Origin of the sequence: Streptomyces sp. NPDC053474, from assembly GCF_044544845.1 — a bacterium.
Classification (GTDB): Bacteria; Actinomycetota; Actinomycetes; order Streptomycetales; family Streptomycetaceae; genus Streptomyces.
The window spans coordinates 1-19,437 of record NZ_JBITXV010000037.1 but is presented as its reverse complement, the minus strand read 5'-3'; the positions used below and the strand labels follow the sequence as shown (position 1 = coordinate 19,437).

Below are 19,437 nucleotides of genomic sequence, written 5' to 3'. Positions count from 1 at the left end.
CCGGGGGCCGACGGGTCAGCTGGGGGTGGCGAACCGGGCGTCGTCCAGCCAGGCCCGCACGGCGAGCGCGGTGGACTCGGAGTGCACGTCCATGATCGTGAAGTGGTCGCCGGGGACGTCGGCGTCCTCGTGGCGGTGCGGCCACTGGGGCTGCCAGGCGTCCTCGGTCGGCAGCGCCTCCGTCTCGCCGGGCGGGAACGTGGCGTGCACGAACAGCGTCGGGGCGCCGACCGGTTCGGGCTTCCAGTCCTCGAACACGCGCACGTAACCGCTCTGTCCGGTCATCTGCGCGCCGGTCAGCAGGTCGAACGCCTGGCTGGTGGACATGCGCTCCGACAGTGCCGCCTCGAGGCGCTTCTCGAACGAGTTCGTCGCGATGTACGTGTCCAGGAGCACCACCGCCGCCGGTGCGCGGCCCTGCCGCTCCAGGAGCGCGGCGACGGCGTTGGCCATCCACCCGCCCGAGGAGTAGCCGAGGAGCACGAACGGCCGCTCGCCCGCCTGCCGCTCGACGGCCTCGGCCTGGAAGCGGACCACCGCCTCCCGGGTCGCGGGCAGCGGCTCCCCCGCGCCGAAGCCGGGGTGGGGCAGCAGGGTCACGTCCCGGTGCCCCGCGAAGACGGGGGCGAAGCGGGAGAAGTAGTGCGGCCCCGAGGGTGCCATGGTCGGCGGGAAGCACAGCAGCGGGATGCCGGGGCCGGTGGCCAGCGGGACCGGCGGCAGCGCGGCCACCTCGTCGGCCTCGCCGAACACCGGCCGCAGCCGTGCGGCCGCGTCCACCATCAGCCATCCCTCCTTGGCGAGGCCGAGGTCGTAGGACTGGCGGACCAGGCCGACGAGGGTGTCCTCCACGGCGAGGGCGGCGGGCGCGGCGGGGGCGTCCCCGGTGGTCGCGGCGAGTTCGCGCCGCAGGTATCCGGCGAGCGCCGGGCCCGTGCGCTGGTCGAACACGACGGTGGTGGGCAGGCGCAGACCGGTCGCGCCCGCGAGCTCGTTGCGTAGTTGCAGCGCGGTCAGGGAGTCGAGGCCGAGCTGGGTCAGGGCGCCGGAGACGTCGAGCTCGTCCGGCGCGTAGCCGAGTACGGCCGCCGTACGGTCCCTGACCAGGCCGAGGAGTGCGCGCTGCTGCTCCTCCTCCGTCAGCCCGGCGAGGCGCCGGGCCAGCGGCTCCTCGGCCGCGCCCGCCGCCCGGGCGGCCCGGGGGCGCACGAGGCCGCGCAGCAGCGCGTGCACCTGGTCGGGCCCGCCGCGCAGGCTGCCCGCGTCGAGCCGCATCGGCACGACGACCGCGTCGCCCGCCGCACAGCCGAGGTCGAACAGGGCGAGCCCCTCCTCCTCGGTGAGGCCCGTGACGCCGGAGCGGGACATGCGTGCCACGTCGCTGTCCGCCAGGCCGCCGGTCATGGTGCTGGCCGACTCCCACAGGCCCCACGCCAGCGACGTGGCGGGCAGGCCCGCCGCCCTGCGGTGGTGGGCGAGCGCGTCCAGGAACGCGTTGGCGGCCGCGTAGTTGCCCTGGCCGGGGTTGCCGAACGTACCGGCGGCGGAGGAGAACAGGACGAACGCCGACAGGTCCATCTCTCGGGTCAGCTCGTGCAGGTTCCAGGCCGCGTCGACCTTGGGCCGGAACACCGTGTCGATCCGCTCGGGCGTCAGCGAGGCGAGCACACCGTCGTCCAGGACGCCCGCCGAGTGCACCACGCCGGTCAGCGGGTGGTCCGCGGGCACCTCGGCCAGGAGCTTGCCCAGCGCGGCGGGGTCCGTGACGTCGCAGGCGGCGAGCGTGACCTGAGCGCCGAGGTCGGCCAGCGCCGCGCACAGTGCGTCGGCGCCGGGCGCGGCGGCGCCCCTGCGGCTCGCGAGGACGAGGTGCCGCACCCCGTGCTCGGTCACGAGGCGGCGGGTGACGAGGCCGCCGATCATGCCGGTGGCCCCGGTCACCAGGACGGTGCCGCCGGGCGCGAAGGCGATCGGGGACTCCTGCGCGGACGGCCCGAACCGGGCGAGGCGCGGCGCCCTCGGCTCACCGGCGCGCACCGCCACCTGCGGCTCGGCCCCTGCGGTGACGCCGGGCAGCGCCGCCCAGGACGCGTCGTGCCCGTCCACGTCGACGAGGACGAACCGGCCGGGGTTCTCGGACTGGGCCGCCCGGATCAGGCCCCACACCACCGCGTCGGCGACATCGGGCACGTCCTCGTCGGGACCGGCCGCGACGGCCCCGCGGGTCACGAAGGCCAGGCGGGAGTCGAGGAACCGGTCGTCGGCCAGCCACTCCTGAGCCAGGCGCAGCGCGCGGACGGCGGCGGTACGAGCGGCGGCTACCGGCTCCGGGCCGTCCTCGGCGAAGGCGGCGACGACGAGGCCGGGGACCCCGGCCGCGGCGAGGGCCGCGAGGTCGTGGTGTTCCTCGACGGCGATCCCGGACGCGGCGAGGCCCGCGCGGGCCTTCAGGTCGTCCGGGCCGATCACGGCGCAACCGCGGGCGGGAGCGGGGGTGGCCGCGCCGGTCGGTGCGGCCACCCACTCCAGCCGGAACAGCGCGTCGCGGTGGCGCGCACCCCACTGGTCCGCGGCGATCGGCCGCAGGACGAGGGACGCGACCGTCGCCAGGGGTTGCCCCTGCGCGTCGGCCAGTTCGAGGGAGACGGCGTCGGGTCCGGCCGGGGTGAGCCGGACCCGGGCCGTGGTGGCACCGGTCGCGTGCCACCGGACGCCGTTCCAGGTGAACGGCAGCCGGGGCCGGTCGGCGTCCTCGACGAGGCCGCCGAGCGTGCACGCGTGCAGCGCGGCGTCGAGCAGCGCCGGGTGGAGCCCGAACGAAGCGGCGTCGCGGTGCTGGTCCTCGTCGAGTGCGATCTCGGCGTACACGGCGCCGTCGCCGCGCCACGCCGACCGCAGGCCCTGGAAGGCGGGTCCGTATCCGAACCCGGCTTCTTCCAGGCCGTCGTAGAGGCCGTCGAGGTCGACGCGCGCGGCGTCGGCGGGCGGCCACTGGGTGAGCGCCGCGGGGTCGGCGGGCGCCCCCGTGGTGAGGAAGCCGGTGGCGTGCCGGGTCCAGTCGGCGGCGTCCGGGTCGTCCGGGCAGGAGTCGACGTGCAGCGCCCGGCGGCCGGAGCCGTCGTCGGCGCCGACCGTCACCCGCAGGCGTACGCCGCCGCGTTCGGGCAGCACCAGCGGTGCGGCGAGGGTCAGTTCGTCCACCTCGTCCAGGCCGAGCCTGCCGCCCGCGGCGAGCGCGATGTCGGCGAAGGCGGTGCCGGGCAGGAGGACCGTCTGCGCGACGGCGTGGTCGGCGAGCCACGGGTGGGTGTCCGTGCCGAGCCTTCCGGTGCACACCAGGCCCTGCCCGTCGGCGAGTTCGACGGCGGCGCCGAGCAGCGGATGGCCCGTGCCCGCGAGGCCGAGCCCCCCGGCCGCTTCCTCGACGCTCAGGTCGCGGGGCGCGTCCAGCCAGTAGCGCTGGTGCTGGAAGGGGTAGGTCGGCAGGTCGACGGGGCGTCCGGCGGGTACGGCGGGTACGGCGGCGTGCCAGTCGAAGGGCAGTCCCTCCACATACGCCTCGGCGGCCGACAGCAGGAACCGGTCCAGGTCGCCGTCGGTGCGGCGCAGCGTGCCCACCACGACCGCCTCGGTGTCGGCCGCCTCCAGGGTCTCGCGCACGCCGAAGGTGAGCACGGGGTGCGGGCTGCACTCCACGAACGCGCCGACACCCCGGTCGAGCAGGCCGCGCGTGGCTTCCTCGAAACGCACGGTGTTGCGCAGGTTCTGGTACCAGTAGTCGGCCCCGACCTCGGTCCCGGTCAGCCACTCCCCCGTGACCGTCGACAGCATCGGCACCCGCGCGGCCTTGCCCTCGACTCCGGCCAGCAGGGTCGCGAGCTCTTCGCGGACGGGCTCGACGTACGGCGAGTGCGAGGCGTAGTCGATGGGGACCCGGCGGGCCCACACGTCGTCAGCGGCGCACGCCTCCAGCAACGCGTCCAGGTCGTCGGCGCCGCCCGCCACCACGACCGAACGGGGGCCGTTGACGGCGGCGACGGTGATCCGCCCCTGCCAGCGCGCGATCCGCTCACGGGCGGCGTCGACCGTCACCGCGAGGGACACCAACCCGCTCTGCCCCGAGAGCACCAGAGCCGCCTTGCTGCGCAGCGCCACCACCTTGGCGGCATCGGCGAGGGACAGCGCACCCGCGACATGCGCGGCGGCGATCTCCCCCTGGCTGTGACCGACGACCGCGTCCGGCTCCACCCCGTACGAACGCCACAGCGCGGCCAGCGACACCATCACCGCGAACAGCGCGGGCTGCACGACATCCACGCGCTCCAGCGCGGCAGCGTCGTTCAGGACGTCGTACAACGACCAGTCCACATACGGCGCCAGCGCCTGGGCGCACGCGTCGAGGGAAGCGCGGAAGACCGGCGAGGACTCCGCCAGCTCCGCCCCCATCCCCAGCCACTGCGACCCCTGACCCGGGAACACGAACGCCACCTTGCCCACCGGCCGCGCCACACCGACCGCCACCCGAGCGGACTCCGCCCCCTGGGCCACCGCCGCCAACGCGTCAGCGCCACCCCCGACCACCACGGCCCGGTGCTCGAACACCGAACGGGAGAGGAGGGCGGCCGCCACGTCCGATGTGCCTGTCTCCCCTACGACAGGGGCGAGTTGGGCGGCGTGCGCGCGCAGGGCGTCGTGCGTGCGCGCGGAGAGGACCAGCGGGGCGTCTTCCGGGGCCGACGGCTGAGGGGCCGGGGTGTCGTCGGGCGCCTGCTCCAGGACGACGTGCGCGTTGGTGCCGCTCACGCCGAACGAGGACACGCCCGCGCGGGACGGGCGGCCCGTCTCGGGCCACGACCGGGCCTCCGTCAGGAGGTCCACGGCGCCCGCGGACCAGTCGACGTGCGGGGAGCGCTCGGAGACGTGCAGGGTGCGCGGGAGCGTGCCGTGGCGCATCGCCATGACCATCTTGATGACGCCGCCGACACCGGCGGCGGCCTGGGTGTGGCCGATGTTGGACTTCAGCGAGCCTAGCCACAGCGGCCGGTCCTCGGCGCGGTCCTGGCCGTAGGTGGCCAGGAGCGCCTGGGCCTCGATCGGGTCGCCGAGGGTGGTGCCGGTGCCGTGCGCCTCGACCGCGTCCACGTCGGACGTGGTCAGGCCCGCGTTGGCGAGGGCCTGGCGGATCACGCGCTGCTGCGAGGGGCCGTTGGGGGCGGTCAGGCCGTTGGACGCGCCGTCCTGGTTGACCGCGGAGCCGCGCACGACGGCGAGGACCCGGTGGCCGTTGCGCCGTGCGTCGGACAGCCGCTCCAGGACGAGCATGCCGACGCCCTCGCCCCAGCCGGTGCCGTCCGCGTCGGCGGAGAACGCCTTGCAGCGGCCGTCAGGGGCGAGCCCCCGCTGACGGCTGAACTCCACGAACGTCGCCGGACTCGCCATCACGGTGACGCCGCCCGCGAGCGCGAGGGAGCACTCGCCGGAGCGCAGCGCCTGCGCCGCCAGGTGCAGCGCCACGAGGGACGAGGAGCACGCGGTGTCCACGGTCATCGCGGGGCCTTCGAGGCCGAACACGTACGAGATCCGGCCGGAGGCGACGCTGCCGGAGCTGCCGACGCCGAGCTGGCCCTCGAAGCCCTCGGGGGCGCGGCGGAGCCGGGAGGCGTAGTCGTTGTACATCACGCCCGCGAACACGCCGGTGCTGCTGCCGCGCAGCGCCTTCGGGTCGAGTCCCGCGCGCTCCATCGCCTCCCACGACGTTTCGAGGAGCAGCCGCTGCTGGGGGTCGACCGCGAGGGCCTCGCGCGGTGACATGCCGAAGAACGCGGGGTCGAACTCGGCGGCGTCGTGGAGGAAGCCGCCGCTGCGGACGCTGCTGGTTCCGGTGTGGTCGGGGTCGGGGTCGTAGAGCGCCGCCACGTCCCAGCCCCGGTCCTCCGGGAAGTCGGACACGGCGTCGCGGCCCTCGGCCACCAGGCGCCACAGGTCCTCGGGCGACCGGACGCCGCCGGGGTAGCGGCAGCTCATGCCGACGATGGCGATCGGCTCGTCGTCGGCGGCGGCCGTGCGGAGGGTCGCCGCGCCTGCCGCTTCGCCGCCGAGCAGCTCGGCGCGCAGCTGGCCCGCGAGCACCAGGGGCGTCGGGTAGTCGAAGACGAGCGTCGCGGGCAGGCGCAGGCCGGTGGCCGCGTCGAGCCGGTTGCGCAGCTCGACCGCCGTGAGCGAGTCGAAGCCGAGCTCGTCGAAGGCCCGCTCGGGCTCCACCTCGGCGGCGGAGGCGTGGCCGAGCACGGCGGCGACGGAGGTGCGGACGAGGTCGAGCAGCGCCGGGAGGCGCTCGTCCTGCGGCAGCGCCGCGATCCGTGCCGCGAGGCTCCCGGTGGCCTTGGCGGCCTCGGGGCGCGCCGTGCGCACGAGGGCGCGCAGCAGGGCCGGGACGGCTTCGGGGTGCGCCCGCAGCGGCGCCAGGTCCAGGCGCGTGGGCACGGCCACGGCCGACGGCAGGGCGAGGGCCGCGTCGAAGAGCCGCAGCCCCTCCTGCGGGGTGAGGCCCGCGGCCCCGGTCTGGGCCATCCGCGCGCCCATGCCGTCCTCACCGGCCCACAGGCCCCACGCCAGGGAGGTCGCGGGCAGGCCCTGGGCCCGGCGGTGCTGGGCCAGGGCGTCGAGGAACGCGTTGGCGGCCGCGTAGTTGCCCTGGCCGGGGTTGCCGAACGTACCGGCGGCGGAGGAGAACAGAACGAACGCCGACAGGTCCATCTCGCGGGTCAGCTCGTGCAGATGCCGGGCGCCGTCGACCTTGGGCCGGAAGACCGTGTCGATCCGCTCCGCGGTGAGCGAGCCGATCGTGCCGTCGTCCAGTACGCCCGCCGTGTGCACCACGGCGGTCACCGGATGCTCGGCCAGCAGCGCCGCCACCGCGTCCCGCTCCGCCACGTCACACGCCACGAGGGCGACCTCGGCACCGAGCCCGGTCAACTCGTCGTACAACGCGCCCACTTGGCCGCGCCGACTGGCCAGCACCAAGCGCCGCACCCCGTGCCGCGCCACCAAGTGCCGTGCGATCAAGCCGCCGAGCATCCCGCTGGCGCCGGTCACCAGGACCGCGCCCTCGCCGAAGCGCGCCTCCTCGGACTGCGCGGGGCGGGCGCGGACGAGCCTCGGTGCGCACCAGTCGCCGGCCCGCAGGGCGAGTTGGGGCTCGTCCGGCAGCTCCTGGAGCACCGCCGCCGACCGGTCGTCGGCGTCTATGAGCGCGAACCGGCCCGGGTGCTCGGTCTGCGCCGCGCGTACGAAGCCCCACACCGGCGCGCCTGCCAGGTCCGGGACGTCCTCGTCGGGGCCCGCCGCCACCGCGCCGGTGGTGACGAACACCAGCCGCGCCGCGCCGAACCGGTCGTCGGCGAGCCAGGCCTGCGCGAGGGACAGCGCCCAGTGCGTCGCCTCCGCGGGACCCGCGGCCGGGGGTACGGGGGCGAAGACGAGGTCGGGCACCTCGGCCTCCGCGAGGGCGGCCAGGTCCGGGTACGCGCGGGTCCCGTCGGAGAGGTCGAGCCCTTCGCCGAGCACCGCCCGGCGGGCCGGGGCACAGGCGTCGGGCCGCACCCGCGTCCAGTCGACCCGGAACAGCGAGTCGAGCCGGTCTCCGGCGAGGCCGTCCGCCGTCAGGGGCCGCAGCGACAGTGCCTCGACGGAGGCGACGGGGGCGCCCGTGCCGTCGGCCAGGTCGATGCCAACGCCCGCGGCGCCCGCCGGGGAGAGGCGCCCGCGCAGCGCGGACGCGCCGCTGCTGTGCAGCCGTACCCCGCGCCAGGAGTAGGGCAGGTGCAGCCGTTCCGCGTCGGCGACGAAGTCGCCGAGCCCGATGGCGTGCAGCGCGGAGTCGAGCAGCGCGGGGTGCAGGCCGAAGGAGCCCACGGCGTCCTCGTCAGCGAGCTCCACCTCGACGAACACCTCGTCGCCCCGCCGCCACGCCGCGCGCAGGCCGCGGAACGCGGGCCCGTAGCCGAGCCCCGCCGCGGCGAGGTCGCCGTAGCGGCCCGCGAGGTCGAGCGGCTCGGCGCCCTGGGGCGGCCAGCTCTCCCCGAGGGCGGCCGGGGCCCGGTCACCGGCCGCGAGCGTGCCGGAGGCGTGCCGCGTCCAGGGCTGGTCGTCGGGCGCGTCGTCGGGCCGTGCGTACGCGCTCAGGGCACGGCGCCCGGCGGCGTCCGGCGCGCCGACGGACACCTGGAGCCGTACCGCGCCGTCCTCCGGCAGGACCAGGGGCGCCGCCAGGGTCAGCTCCTCGACGAGGTCGAGCCCGACCTGGTCACCGGCCCTGATGGCGAGCTCCACCAGGGCGGCGCCCGGCACGAGGACCACGCCGCCGACGGTGTGGTCGGCCAGCCACGGGTGGGTGGCCAGGGAGAGCCTGCCGGTGAGCAGGGCGCCCTCCTCGTCCGCGAGGGTGACCGCGGCGCCGAGCAGCGGGTGGTCGGCGGGCCGCAGGCCCACCGACGCCATGTCTCCGGCGGGCACGCCCGTGTCCAGCCAGAACCGGGTGCGCTGGAAGGGGTACGTGGGCAGGTCGACGCGCCGGGCGCCGCGGCCCGCGAACACGGCCTGCCAGTCCAGGGCGACGCCCCGCACGTGCAGGGCCGCGACCGCCGAGGTCAGCGCGGTGCTCTCGGGCCTGTTCGCCCGCGCGGCGGCCACCAGGAGCGCGCCGTCGTCGACGCAGTCGCGGCCCGCCGCGGTCAGGACCGCGTCGGGGCCGAGCTCCAGGAAGTTCGCCACGCCCTGCTCGCGCAGGCACCGCATGCCGTCGAGGAAGCGCACCGCCTCGCGGGCGTGCCGCACCCAGTGCTCGGGGTCGCGCGCCTGCTCCGGGGCCAGGACGGCGCCGGTCAGGGTGGACACGATCGGGACGGTCGGCGTCCCGTAGGTGACGTTGCGGGCGACGGCGCGGAAGTCGTCGAGGACGGCGTCCACGTGCGGCGAGTGGAACGCGTGGCTGACCCGCAGGTACCGACTCTTCCCGCCGCTCTCCCGCCACGCCGCGTCGATCGCGGCCACGGCGTCGGCGTCGCCCGCGATCACGGTGGACTCGGGGCCGTTGACCGCGGCGACGTCCACCGCGCCGCGGCCGTGCTCGGCGAGCAGGCGCCGGACGGTGGGCTCGTCGGCGCGCAGCGACAGCATCTTCCCGCCCTCGGGCAGCGCCCCCATCAGCCTGCCGCGGGCCGCGACCAGCGCGCACGTGTCGGCGAGGGAGAACACGCCCGCCACGTGGGCCGCCGCCAGCTCGCCGATGGAGTGGCCCGCGAGGAACTGCGGGACGAGGCCCCACGCCGTGACGAGGCGGAACAGCGCCACCTCGATCGCGAACAGCGCGGGCTGCGTGTACGTGGTCAGGTCCAGCAGGGCGGCGGCCTCGGTGCCGGGCTCCGCGAAGAGCACCTCCCGCAGGGGCCGGTCCAGATGCGGGTCCAGACCGGCGCAGACCTCGTCGAGGGCCCGCGCGAACACGGGGAACTCGCCGTACAGTTCGCGGCCCGCGCCCGCCCGCTGGCTGCCCTGGCCGCTGAACAGGAAGGCGAGCCTGCCGCGGGTGCCCACCGTGCCGCGCACCAGGTTCGGCGCGTCGCCGCCGGTGGCAAGGGCCTCGACGCCGCGCAGCAGCTCCGCGCGGTCCGTGCCGACGACGGCGGCCCGGTGCTCCAGGGCGGTCCGGCTCAGGGCGAGGGCGTGGCCGACGTCCACCGCCGAGGTGTCGTGGCCGTCCAGGTGGCGCAGCAGGGCGGCGGCGCGCTCGCGCAGCGCGACGGGGTCGTTGCCGGAGAGGACCCACGGCACCGCCCGGGTCAGGACCGGCTCGACGGGCTCTTCCACGGCGTCGTCAGCGTCCTCGGCCGGGGCCTGTTCGAGGACGACGTGGGCGTTGGTGCCGCTGATGCCGAACGACGACACCGCCGTCCGGCGCGGCTGTCCCGTCCGCGGCCACGGCCGCGCGTCGGTCAGCAGCTCCACGGCGCCTTCCGACCAGTCGACGTGCCGGGAGCGCTCGCCGACGTGGAGGGTGGGCGGCAGGACGCCGTGGCGCAGGGCCATGACCATCTTGATGACGCCCGCCACACCGGCGGCGGCCTGGGTGTGGCCGATGTTGGACTTCACGGAGCCCAGCCACAGCGGCTGCCCCTCGGGCCGGTCCTGGCCGTAGGTGGCGAGGAGCGCCTGGGCCTCGATGGGGTCGCCGAGGGTGGTGCCCGTGCCGTGCGCCTCGACGGCGTCGACCTGGGCCGCGGTCAGCCCCGCGCTGTCCAGGGCCTGCCGGATCACGCGCTGCTGGGAGGGGCCGTTCGGGGCGGTCAGGCCGTTGGACGCGCCGTCCTGGTTGACCGCCGAGCCACGGACCACGGCCAGGACCCGGTGGCCGTTGCGCCGCGCGTCGGACAGCCGCTCCAGGAGGAGCATGCCCGCGCCCTCGCCCCAGCCGGTGCCGTCGGCGTCGTCGGAGAACGACTTGCACCGGCCGTCCGCGGCGAGGCCGCGCTGCTTGCTGAAGCCGACGAACGTGTGCGGCGTCGTCATCACCGTGACGCCGCCCGCGAGCGCGAGGGTGCATTCGCCCGAGCGCAGCGCCTGTGCCGCCAGGTGCAGTGTGACCAGGGACGACGAGCAGGCGGTGTCCACCGTGACGGCGGGCCCCTCCAGCGCGAACGTGTACGACACGCGCCCGGAGGCGACGCTGCCGAGCCCGCCGGTGCCCAGGAAGCCCTCCAGGCCCTCGGGCACCGACCGCAGCCGTGACGTGTAGTCGTGGTACATCACGCCCGCGAAGACGCCGGTCCTGCTGCCGCGCAGTGACGACGCGTCGATCCCGGCCCGCTCGAACGCCTCCCAGGAGATTTCGAGCAGCAGCCGCTGCTGCGGGTCCATGGCGAGGGCCTCGCGGGGCGAGATCCCGAACACGCCGGGGTCGAACTCGCCCGCGTCGTGCAGGAATCCGCCCTCGGTGCGGAACACCCGGTCGGGGTCCTCGGGGTCGGACAGCTCGACGTCCCCCCAGCCCCGGTCGGTGGGGAAGGGTGTCACGCCGTCGCGGCCGTCGGCGACCAGCTGCCACAGGTCCTCCGGGGAGCGCACGTCGCCCGGGTAGCGGCAGCTCATGCCGATGATGGCGATCGGTTCCTGCTCACCGGCCTCGACCTCGCGCAGCCGCCGCCGCGTCTCGCGCAGATCGCCGGTGACCCGCTTGAGGAAGTAGCGGAGCTTGTCCTCGTTTTCCATGCTGTCTCTACTCCAGGGAACGTCGAGCAAGTGGGGTGACCGGACGGGTCAGGAGATGCCGAACTCTTTGCCGAGCAGGTCGAACACCTCGTCGTCCGTGGCGGCGTCGAGGTCGTCGGCCGTCTGCGGGACGGCGTCGGCGCGGCTGTCGCGCCACGCGGCCAGGAGGGCCGACAACCGGGCGCCGACCCGGTCGTCCTCGTCGTCGCCGGGCTTGAGCGCGGCGAGGCTCGCCTCGATGCGGCTCAGCTCGGCGAGCAGCGGCGCCACCCCGCCCGGCTCGTCGGCGGCGAGCGCTTCGGTGAGGTGACCCACCAGATCGAGCAGGGTCGGATAGTCGAAGATCAGCGTGGCGGGCAGGCGGAGCCCGGTGGCCACGTTGAGCCGGTTGCGCAGGTCGACGGCGGTCAGCGAGTCGAAGCCGAGCTCGGTGAACGCCCGCCGCTCGTCGACCGCCTCGGGGCCGGAGAACGCCAGCACGGCCGCGACCTGCGCGCACACCAGGTCCGTCAGGGCGGAGGTCCGCTCGCCCGGTGTCAGCGCGGCCAGGCGCTCCCGCAGTGCGGCGGCGGGGTCGCCCCCGGCCTGGGCGGCCCTGCGGGTCGTCGTGCGCACCAGGGCGCTGAGGACGGGCGGCACCACCGGGAGTTCCCGCACGGCCTTCAGGTCGAGCCGCGTCGGCACGACGACCGGGTCGGCCCCGAGGGCCACCGCGTCGAACAGCTCCAGGCCCTGTTCGGCGCTCAGGCCCACCGCTCCGGACTGGGCCATCCGCGCGCCCATGCCGTCCTGCGTGGCCCACAGGCCCCACGCCAGCGAGGTCGCGGGCAGGCCCTGGGCCCGGCGGTGCCGGGCGAGGGCGTCGAGGTACGCGTTGGCGGCCGCGTAGTTGGCCTGGCCGGGCGAGCCCAGCGTGCCCGTCACCGAGGAGAACAGGACGAACGCGGACAGGTCCATCTCGCGGGTCAGCTCGTGCAGATGCCGGGCCCCGTCGACCTTGGGCCGGAAGACCGTGTCGAAGCGCTCCTCGGTGAGCGAGCCGATCGTGCCGTCGTCCAGTACGCCCGCCGTGTGCACCACGGCCGTCACCGGGTGCTCGGCCAGCAGCGCCGCCACCGCGTCCCGCTCGGCCACGTCACAGGCCACCACGGCGACCTCGGCACCGAGCCCGGTCAACTCGTCGTACAGCGCGCCCACTTGGCCGCGCCGACTGGCCAGCACCAAGCGCCGCACCCCGTGCCGCGCCACCAAGTGCCGTGCGATCAAGCCGCCGAGCATCCCGCTGGCGCCGGTCACCAGGACCGCGCCCTCGCCGAAGCCCGGCTCCCCCGACTCGGCCGTCTCGGCCGGACGGGCGCGGACGAGCCGCGGCGCGAACACGTCGCCCGCACGCACGGCCAGTTCGGGCTCCTGGCTGCCGACGGCCGCCTTCCAGCCGTCCTCGTCGTCGACGTCCACGAGCACGATGCGGTCCGGGTTCTCCGCCCGTGCCGTGCGTACCAGGCCCCACACCGCGGCTGCCGCCAGGTCCGGTACGTCGTCCTCGGCCGCGACGGCCACCGCGCCGCGGGTCACCAGGACGAGGCGCGACGCCGCGCACCGCTCGTCGGCCAGCCAGCCCCGCACCAGCTCCAGGGCGGCGTGGACCCGCTGCCGCACCGCGTCCGTGCCGGGGGGCGCCGCGCAGTGGACCACGGCGTTCTCCGGCAGGGTCTCCCCCGCCTCCAGGGCCGACCGCAGCGCGGCCCAGTCCGCGAACTCCGCGACCGACCGGGCGCTTCCGGACGGCGCCGCGGCAGGCACCCAGTCGAGACGGAACAGCGACTCCCAGGCCTGCCGCGACACCATTCCCGCCACCGGGCGCAGGACCAGCGAGTCGATCGTGGCCACGGGGGCACCCGCGCCGTCGGCGATCGTCAGGGACACGCCGTCCGAGCCCGTGGGCGCCAGGCGCACCCGAAGGACCGTCGCGCCCGAGGCGTGCAGCCGCACGCCCGACCACGAGAACGGCAGCCTGCCGGGGCCGTCGGCGCCGCCCATCAGACCGATGGCGTGCAGCGCCGCGTCGAGGAGCGCCGGGTGCAGACCGAAGCCGCCCGCGTCCACGCCGTCCGGCAGGGCGACCTCGGCGCACACGGCGTCGCCCGTGCGCCAGGCCGACCTCAGGCCCTGGAAGAGCGGGCCGTAGCCGAACCCGCCGTCGGCCATGCGGTCGTAGAGCCCGTCGAGGTCGACGGCCTCCGCGTCCGCGGGCGGCCAGGCGGCGGAGTCGGCCGACGGGACGTCGGGGGCGGCCACGAGCACGCCGCTCGCGTGCCGGACCCACACGTCCTGGTCGTCGCCCCGCGCGTGCACCGTCACCGTGCGGCGGCCGGAGTCGTCCGCTCCGCCGACCCGCACCTGGACGCGTACGCCGCCGCGCTCGGGCACCACCAGGGGCGCCTCCAGCGTCAGTTCCTCCACCGCGGCGCAGCCGACCTGGTCACCGGCGTGGACCGCCAGTTCGAGGAACGCGGTGCCGGGCAGCAGGATCGAGCCCTGGATCACGTGCTCGGCCAGCCACGGGTGGGACTCCACGGACAGCCGCCCGGTGAACAGCTCCCCGTCGGAGTCGGCCGTCTCGATGATCGCGCCGAGCAGCGGGTGGCCCGCCGAGCCGAGCCCGGCGGCGTTCAGGTCGCCCGCGCCCACCCCGGCGTCCAGCCAGTAGCGCCGGTGCTGGAAGGCGTACGTCGGCAGATCGACGCGCCGCGCACCCTGACCTGCGAAGAAGGCGTCCCAGTCGAGCCGTACGCCCCGCGTGTACAGCTGTGCCACGGCCGACACCAGCGCGAGCTCCTCGGCCCGGTCGGCCCGCAGCGCCGGTACGAACCCGGCCTCCGGCGCCGACTCCTGTCCCAGGGCCGACAGCGTGCCGCCCGGGCCGACCTCGACGAACGTGGTCAGGCCCTCGTCGACGAGCGCGCTGACGGCGTCGGCGAACCGCACCGACTCGCGTACGTGGCTCACCCAGTACTCCGGCGACGCCAGTTCCTCAGCGGTCGCCCGCACGCCCGTGAGCGTCGAGACGATCGGGATCGCGGGCGCCGCGTACGAGACGTCTTCCAGGACCGTACGGAAGTCATCGAGCATCGGGTCCATCAGCGGCGAGTGGAACGCGTGGCTGACCTTGAGCCGGGTCACCTTGCGGCCCGCCTCGCGCCAGCGCTCGCCCACGGCCTCCGCCTCAGCGGAGACACCCGAAATCACCACCGAGGTGGGCCCGTTGACCGCAGCGATACCCACCGTGTCCGGCAGATCCGAAGCAACCTCTTCCTCGGAAGCCTGGATCGCCACCATCGCACCACCCGACGGCAGCGCCTGCATCAACCCCGCACGCGCCGACACCACCCTCACCGCATCCGCCAGCGACCACACACCCGAAACATGCGCGGCAGCCAACTCACCAATGGAGTGACCCGCCAACGCGTCCGGACGCACGCCCCACGACTCAAGGAGACGGAACAGCGCGACTTCGACCGCGAACAACGCGGGCTGCGTCACCCCCGTCTGGTTCAACGCGTCCGCGTCCTCGCCGAACAGGACCTCGCGGACCTCAGGAGCCAGGAGAGCCAGGACCTCGTCGAGGGCCTCGGCGAACACCGCGTACCGGCGCGCCAGTTCACGCCCCATGCCCAGGCGCTGCGACCCCTGGCCCGAGAACAGGAAGCCCACCCCGCCGACGGCGACGGAGCCCGCGACCAGGCCGGGCGACGGGCGCCCCTCGGCCAGGGCGGTCAGGCCGTCGAGGAGCGCCGCGCGGTCGTCGCCCGGGACGACAGCCCGGTGTTCGAAGGCCGATCGCGTGGTCGCCAGCGAGTAGGCGACGTCCGGCAGGCCGAGCCGCGGCTCGGCGGCGACGCGCTCGCGCAGCCGGGCCGCCTGCGCGCGCAGCGCCTCCTCGCTCCGGGCCGAGAGGACCCAGGGCACCACCCCGTCGGCCGGAGCCGGGGCGTGGACGTCCTCCGGCGCGTACTCGATGACGGTGTGCGCGTTCGTGCCGCTCACGCCGAACGACGACACGCCCGCCCGCCGCGGACGGCCGGTCTCCGGCCACTGCCGGGACTCGGTGAGGAGCTCCACCTCGCCCGCGGACCAGTCGACCTTCGACGAAGGCTCGTCCACGTGCAGGGTGCGCGGCAGGACGCCGTGGCGCATGGCCATGACCATCTTGATGACACCGGCGACACCGGCGGCGGCCTGGGTGTGGCCGATGTTCGACTTGATCGAGCCGAGCCACAGCGGCCGGTCGGCGGCCCGGTCCTGGCCGTAGGTGGCGAGGACGGCCTGGGCCTCGATGGGGTCGCCGAGGGTGGTGCCGGTGCCGTGCGCCTCGACCGCGTCCACGTCGGACGTGGTCAGGCCCGCGCTCGCCAGGGCCTGCCGGATCACGCGCTGCTGCGAGGGGCCATTGGGCGCGGTCAGGCCGTTGGACGCGCCGTCCTGGTTCACCGCCGAGCCACGGACCACGGCCAGGACCGGGTGTCCGTTGCGGCGGGCGTCGGAGAGGCGCTCGACCAGGAGCATGCCGACGCCTTCGCCCCAGCCGGTGCCGTCCGCGCTGTCGGAGAACGACTTGCAGCGGCCGTCGGAGGACAGGCCGCGCTGGCGGCTGAAGTCGACGAACGTGCTGGGGGTCGCCATCACGGCGACACCACCGGCCAGCGCCATCGCGCACTCCCCCTTGTGCAGCGCCTGGATCGCCCAGTGCAGGGCGACGAGCGACGAGGAGCACGCGGTGTCGACGGTGACGGCGGGCCCTTCCAGGCCCAGCGCGTAGGCGACGCGACCGGAGGCGACGCTGCCGGATCCGCCGGTGCCGAGGTAGCCCTCGACGTCCTGTGGGACGGAGCGGAGCCGCGACACGTAGTCGTGGTACATCACCCCCGCGAACACGCCCACGGCCTTGCCCCGGGCCGAGTTCGGGTCGATGCCCGCCCGCTCGAAGGCCTCCCAGGAGGTTTCCAGGAGGAGGCGCTGCTGCGGGTCCATGGCGAGGGCCTCGCGCGGCGATATCCCGAAGAACGCCGGGTCGAACAGGTCGGCGTCGTGCAGGAAGCCGCCCTCGCGGGTGTACGAGGTGCCCGTGCGCTCGGGGTCGGGGTCGTAGAGGGCGTCCACGTCCCAGCCGCGGTTGCCGGGGAACTCGCTGATGGCGTCGGTGCCGTCCAGGACGAGCCGCCACAGGTCCTCGGGCGAGTCGACCCCGCCGGGGAAGCGGCAGCTCATGCCGACGATGGCGATCGGCTCGTCGGTCACCGCCACCGCCGTGGGCGCGGGCGCGGCCACGGCCGGGGCGCCCGCGAGCTCGGCGCTGAGGAACGCGGCGAGCGCGGCGGGGTTCGGGTGGTCGAAGACGAGCGTGGCGGGCAGCCGCAGCTCGGTGGCCGCCCCCAGGTGGTTGCGCAGCTCGACGGAGCTGAGCGAGTCGAAGCCCAGCTCCCGGAAGGCCCGGTCGGGCTCGACGGCGTGGGCCGAGCTGTGACCGAGCACCGCCGCCGCGTGGGTGCGGACGAGGTCGAGCAGCGCCTTCTCCCGCTCGCCCTCGGTCAGGCCCGCGAGGGACTGCGCGAGCGCGGACCTGCTCGCGGGATCGGCGGTCCTGCGCGCGGTGTTGCGCACCAGGCCGCGCAGCAGGTGGAACACGGGCTGGGTGCGCGCCTGCCGCCGCAGCACGGCGAAGTCCATCGGCACGGGCGCGAGGAGCGCCCGCCCCGTGGAGCCCGCGGCGTCGAACAGGGCCAGGCCCTCGGCCGGGCCGATCGGGATGGCGCCGCCGCTGGTGATGCGGCGTACGTCGGTGTCGTCGAGGCTGCCCGCCATGCCGCCCGCCGTCTCCCACAGGCCCCAGGCCAGCGAGGTCGCGGGCAGGCCGTGGGCGCGGCGGTGCTGGGCGAGCGCGTCGAGGAAGGTGTTGGCCGCCGCGTAGTTGCCCTGGCCGGGGCCGCCGAAGACACCGGCGGCGGAGGAGAACACCACGAAGGCCGCCAGGTCGGCGTCCCGGGTCAGGTCGTGCAGGTGCCAGGCCGCGTCGACCTTCGGCCGGAACACCGCGTCGATCCGTTCAGGCGTCAGCGAGCCGATCGTGCCGTCGTCGAGGACACCGGCGGTGTGGACGACGGCGGTCACCCGGTGCCGGGCCAGGAGCGCGGCCAGCGCCTCGCGGTCGGCCACGTCGCAGGCCGCGAGGACGACGTCGGCGCCCTGCGCGGTGAGTTCCTCGCGCAGCGCCTCGGCGCCCTGAGCGGCGGCGCCGCGCCTGCTGACAAGCAGCAGGCCGCGCACGCCGCGCTCCGCGACCAGGTGCCGGGCGACCAGGCCGCCCAGGGTGCCCGTCGCGCCGGTGACGAGCACCGTGCCCGAGCCGAAGCCGGGGTCGTCGACCACGGACCGCCGTGCCCTGGCCAGGCGCGGGGCGCTCGCGGCCCCCGAGCGCACGGCGAGCTGCGGCTCCCCCGTCGCGAGGGCCGACGGCAGCGCGTCGGCCGAGGCCGCCTCGTCGTCGAGGTCGACCAGGACGATCCGGTCGGGGTTCTCGGACTGGGCGGACCGCATCAGGCCCCAGACGGCGGCGTGCGCGAGGTTCGGCACGTCCTCGTCGTCGGCGGGGGCGACCGCGTGCCGCGTCACGACGGCCAGGCGCGCCGCGCCGAACCGCTCGTCGGCCAGCCAGGTCCGCACGGCCGCCAGGGCCCAGGCCGCGGCCTCGTGCGCGCCGACTGCCGGGTTCTCGGAGGCCGCGACCGGGCACGCCAGGGCGACGAAGCCGGACAGCTCGGCGGCCGACTGCGCCAGGCCCGCCAGGTCGGTGGTCCACTCCACCGCGGGGGCCGCGTCGTCGGGCAGCGGCACCGGCACCCAGTCGACGCCGAACAGCGCGTCGTCGTGGTCGTCGGCCGCGGCCCGGACCGGGGCGGCCGGGCGCAGCACCAGCGAGTCGACGGTGGCCACCGGGGCGCCGGAGCCGTCCGCGACCGTCAGGGACACCCCGTCGGGGCCCGTGGGCGCGAGGCGCACCCGCAGTGCCGTGGCACCGGCGGCGTGCAGGCGCACACCGGACCAGGAGAACGGCAGCTTGCCGGTGGCGTCGGCCGCGCCCGTGAGCCCGGTGGCGTGCAGCGCCGCGTCGAGGAGCGCCGGGTGCAGGCCGAAGCCTTCCGCCTTGACACCCTCGGGCAGCGCGACCTCGGCGAACACCTCGCCACCCGCGCGCCACGCGGCCCGCAGCCCCTGGAACACGGGGCCGTAGCCGAAGCCGCCGTCGGCCATGGCCTCGTAGAACCCGTCCAGGTCCACGGCCTCGGCCCCGGCGGGCGGCCACGCGGCCAGCACGTCGCCCTCTGACCGGCCGCCCGCGCGCAGCACACCGGTGGCGTGCCGGGTCCACGCCTGGCTGTCGTCCATGTCTCCGGTGCTGGAGTGGAAGGTCAGCTCGCGCCTGCCGGACGCGTCCTCGGCGCCGACCCACACCTGCACCCGTACCGCACCGCTCTCAGGGAGCACGAGCGGTGCCTCAAGGGTCAGCTCCTCCACCAGGTCGCAGCCGACCTGGTCACCCGCGCGGATCGCCAGGTCGAGGAACGCCGTGCCGGGGAGCAGCACCGAGCCCATGACCGCGTGGTCGGCCAGCCACGGGTGCGTCTGGACCGACAACCGGCCCGTCAGGAGCGCCCCGTCGGTACCGGCGAGGGCGACGCTCGCCCCCAGGAGCGGGTGTTCCGCCGCCCCGAGCCCGGCCGCCGAGACGTCACCGAACAGCGGCAGCACGTCGGGCCAGTACCGCTCGCGCTGGAAGGCGTACGTCGGCAGGTCCACGCGCCGCGCGCCCCCGCCGGTGAAGAAGACCTCCCACTCGACGCGCACACCACGAATGTGCAGCTGTCCCGCGGCCGCCGTGACGGCCACCGCTTCGGGCCGGTCGCCGCGCAGCACCGGCACGAAGGCCGCGTCCGGCGCGGACTCCTGCCCGAGCGCCGACAGCGTCCCACCCGGGCCGACCTCCACGAACGTACCTACTCCGTCACCCGCGAGCGTGCTGACGGCGTCGGCGAACCGTACGGACTCCCGTACGTGCCGGACCCAGTACTCCGCCGAAGACAGTTCCTCGGCGCTGGCCCGCGCGCCGGTCAGCGT

General features: G+C 75.8%; 2 protein-coding genes. Both read right to left on the bottom strand.

The window, feature by feature from the left end:
- Window positions 1–15 precede the first annotated feature (15 nt).
- Window positions 16–11,265, bottom strand: a complete 11,250-nt coding sequence (locus ACIG3E_RS40715; protein WP_399626227.1) for an SDR family NAD(P)-dependent oxidoreductase — start codon at window positions 11,263–11,265, stop codon at window positions 16–18.
- Window positions 11,266–11,313: 48 nt separating this feature from the next.
- Window positions 11,314–19,308, bottom strand: coding sequence for an SDR family NAD(P)-dependent oxidoreductase (locus ACIG3E_RS40710; protein WP_399626225.1), 7,995 nt, complete (start codon window positions 19,306–19,308; stop codon window positions 11,314–11,316).
- Between the last annotated feature and the right edge of the window lie 129 nt (window positions 19,309–19,437).

What these genes read in the sequence shown, in the direction of transcription:
- ACIG3E_RS40715 (WP_399626227.1), bottom strand. Translation starts at nt 11,265, where the DNA reads ATGGAAAACGAGGACAAGCTCCGCTACTTCCTCAAGCGGGTCACCGGC.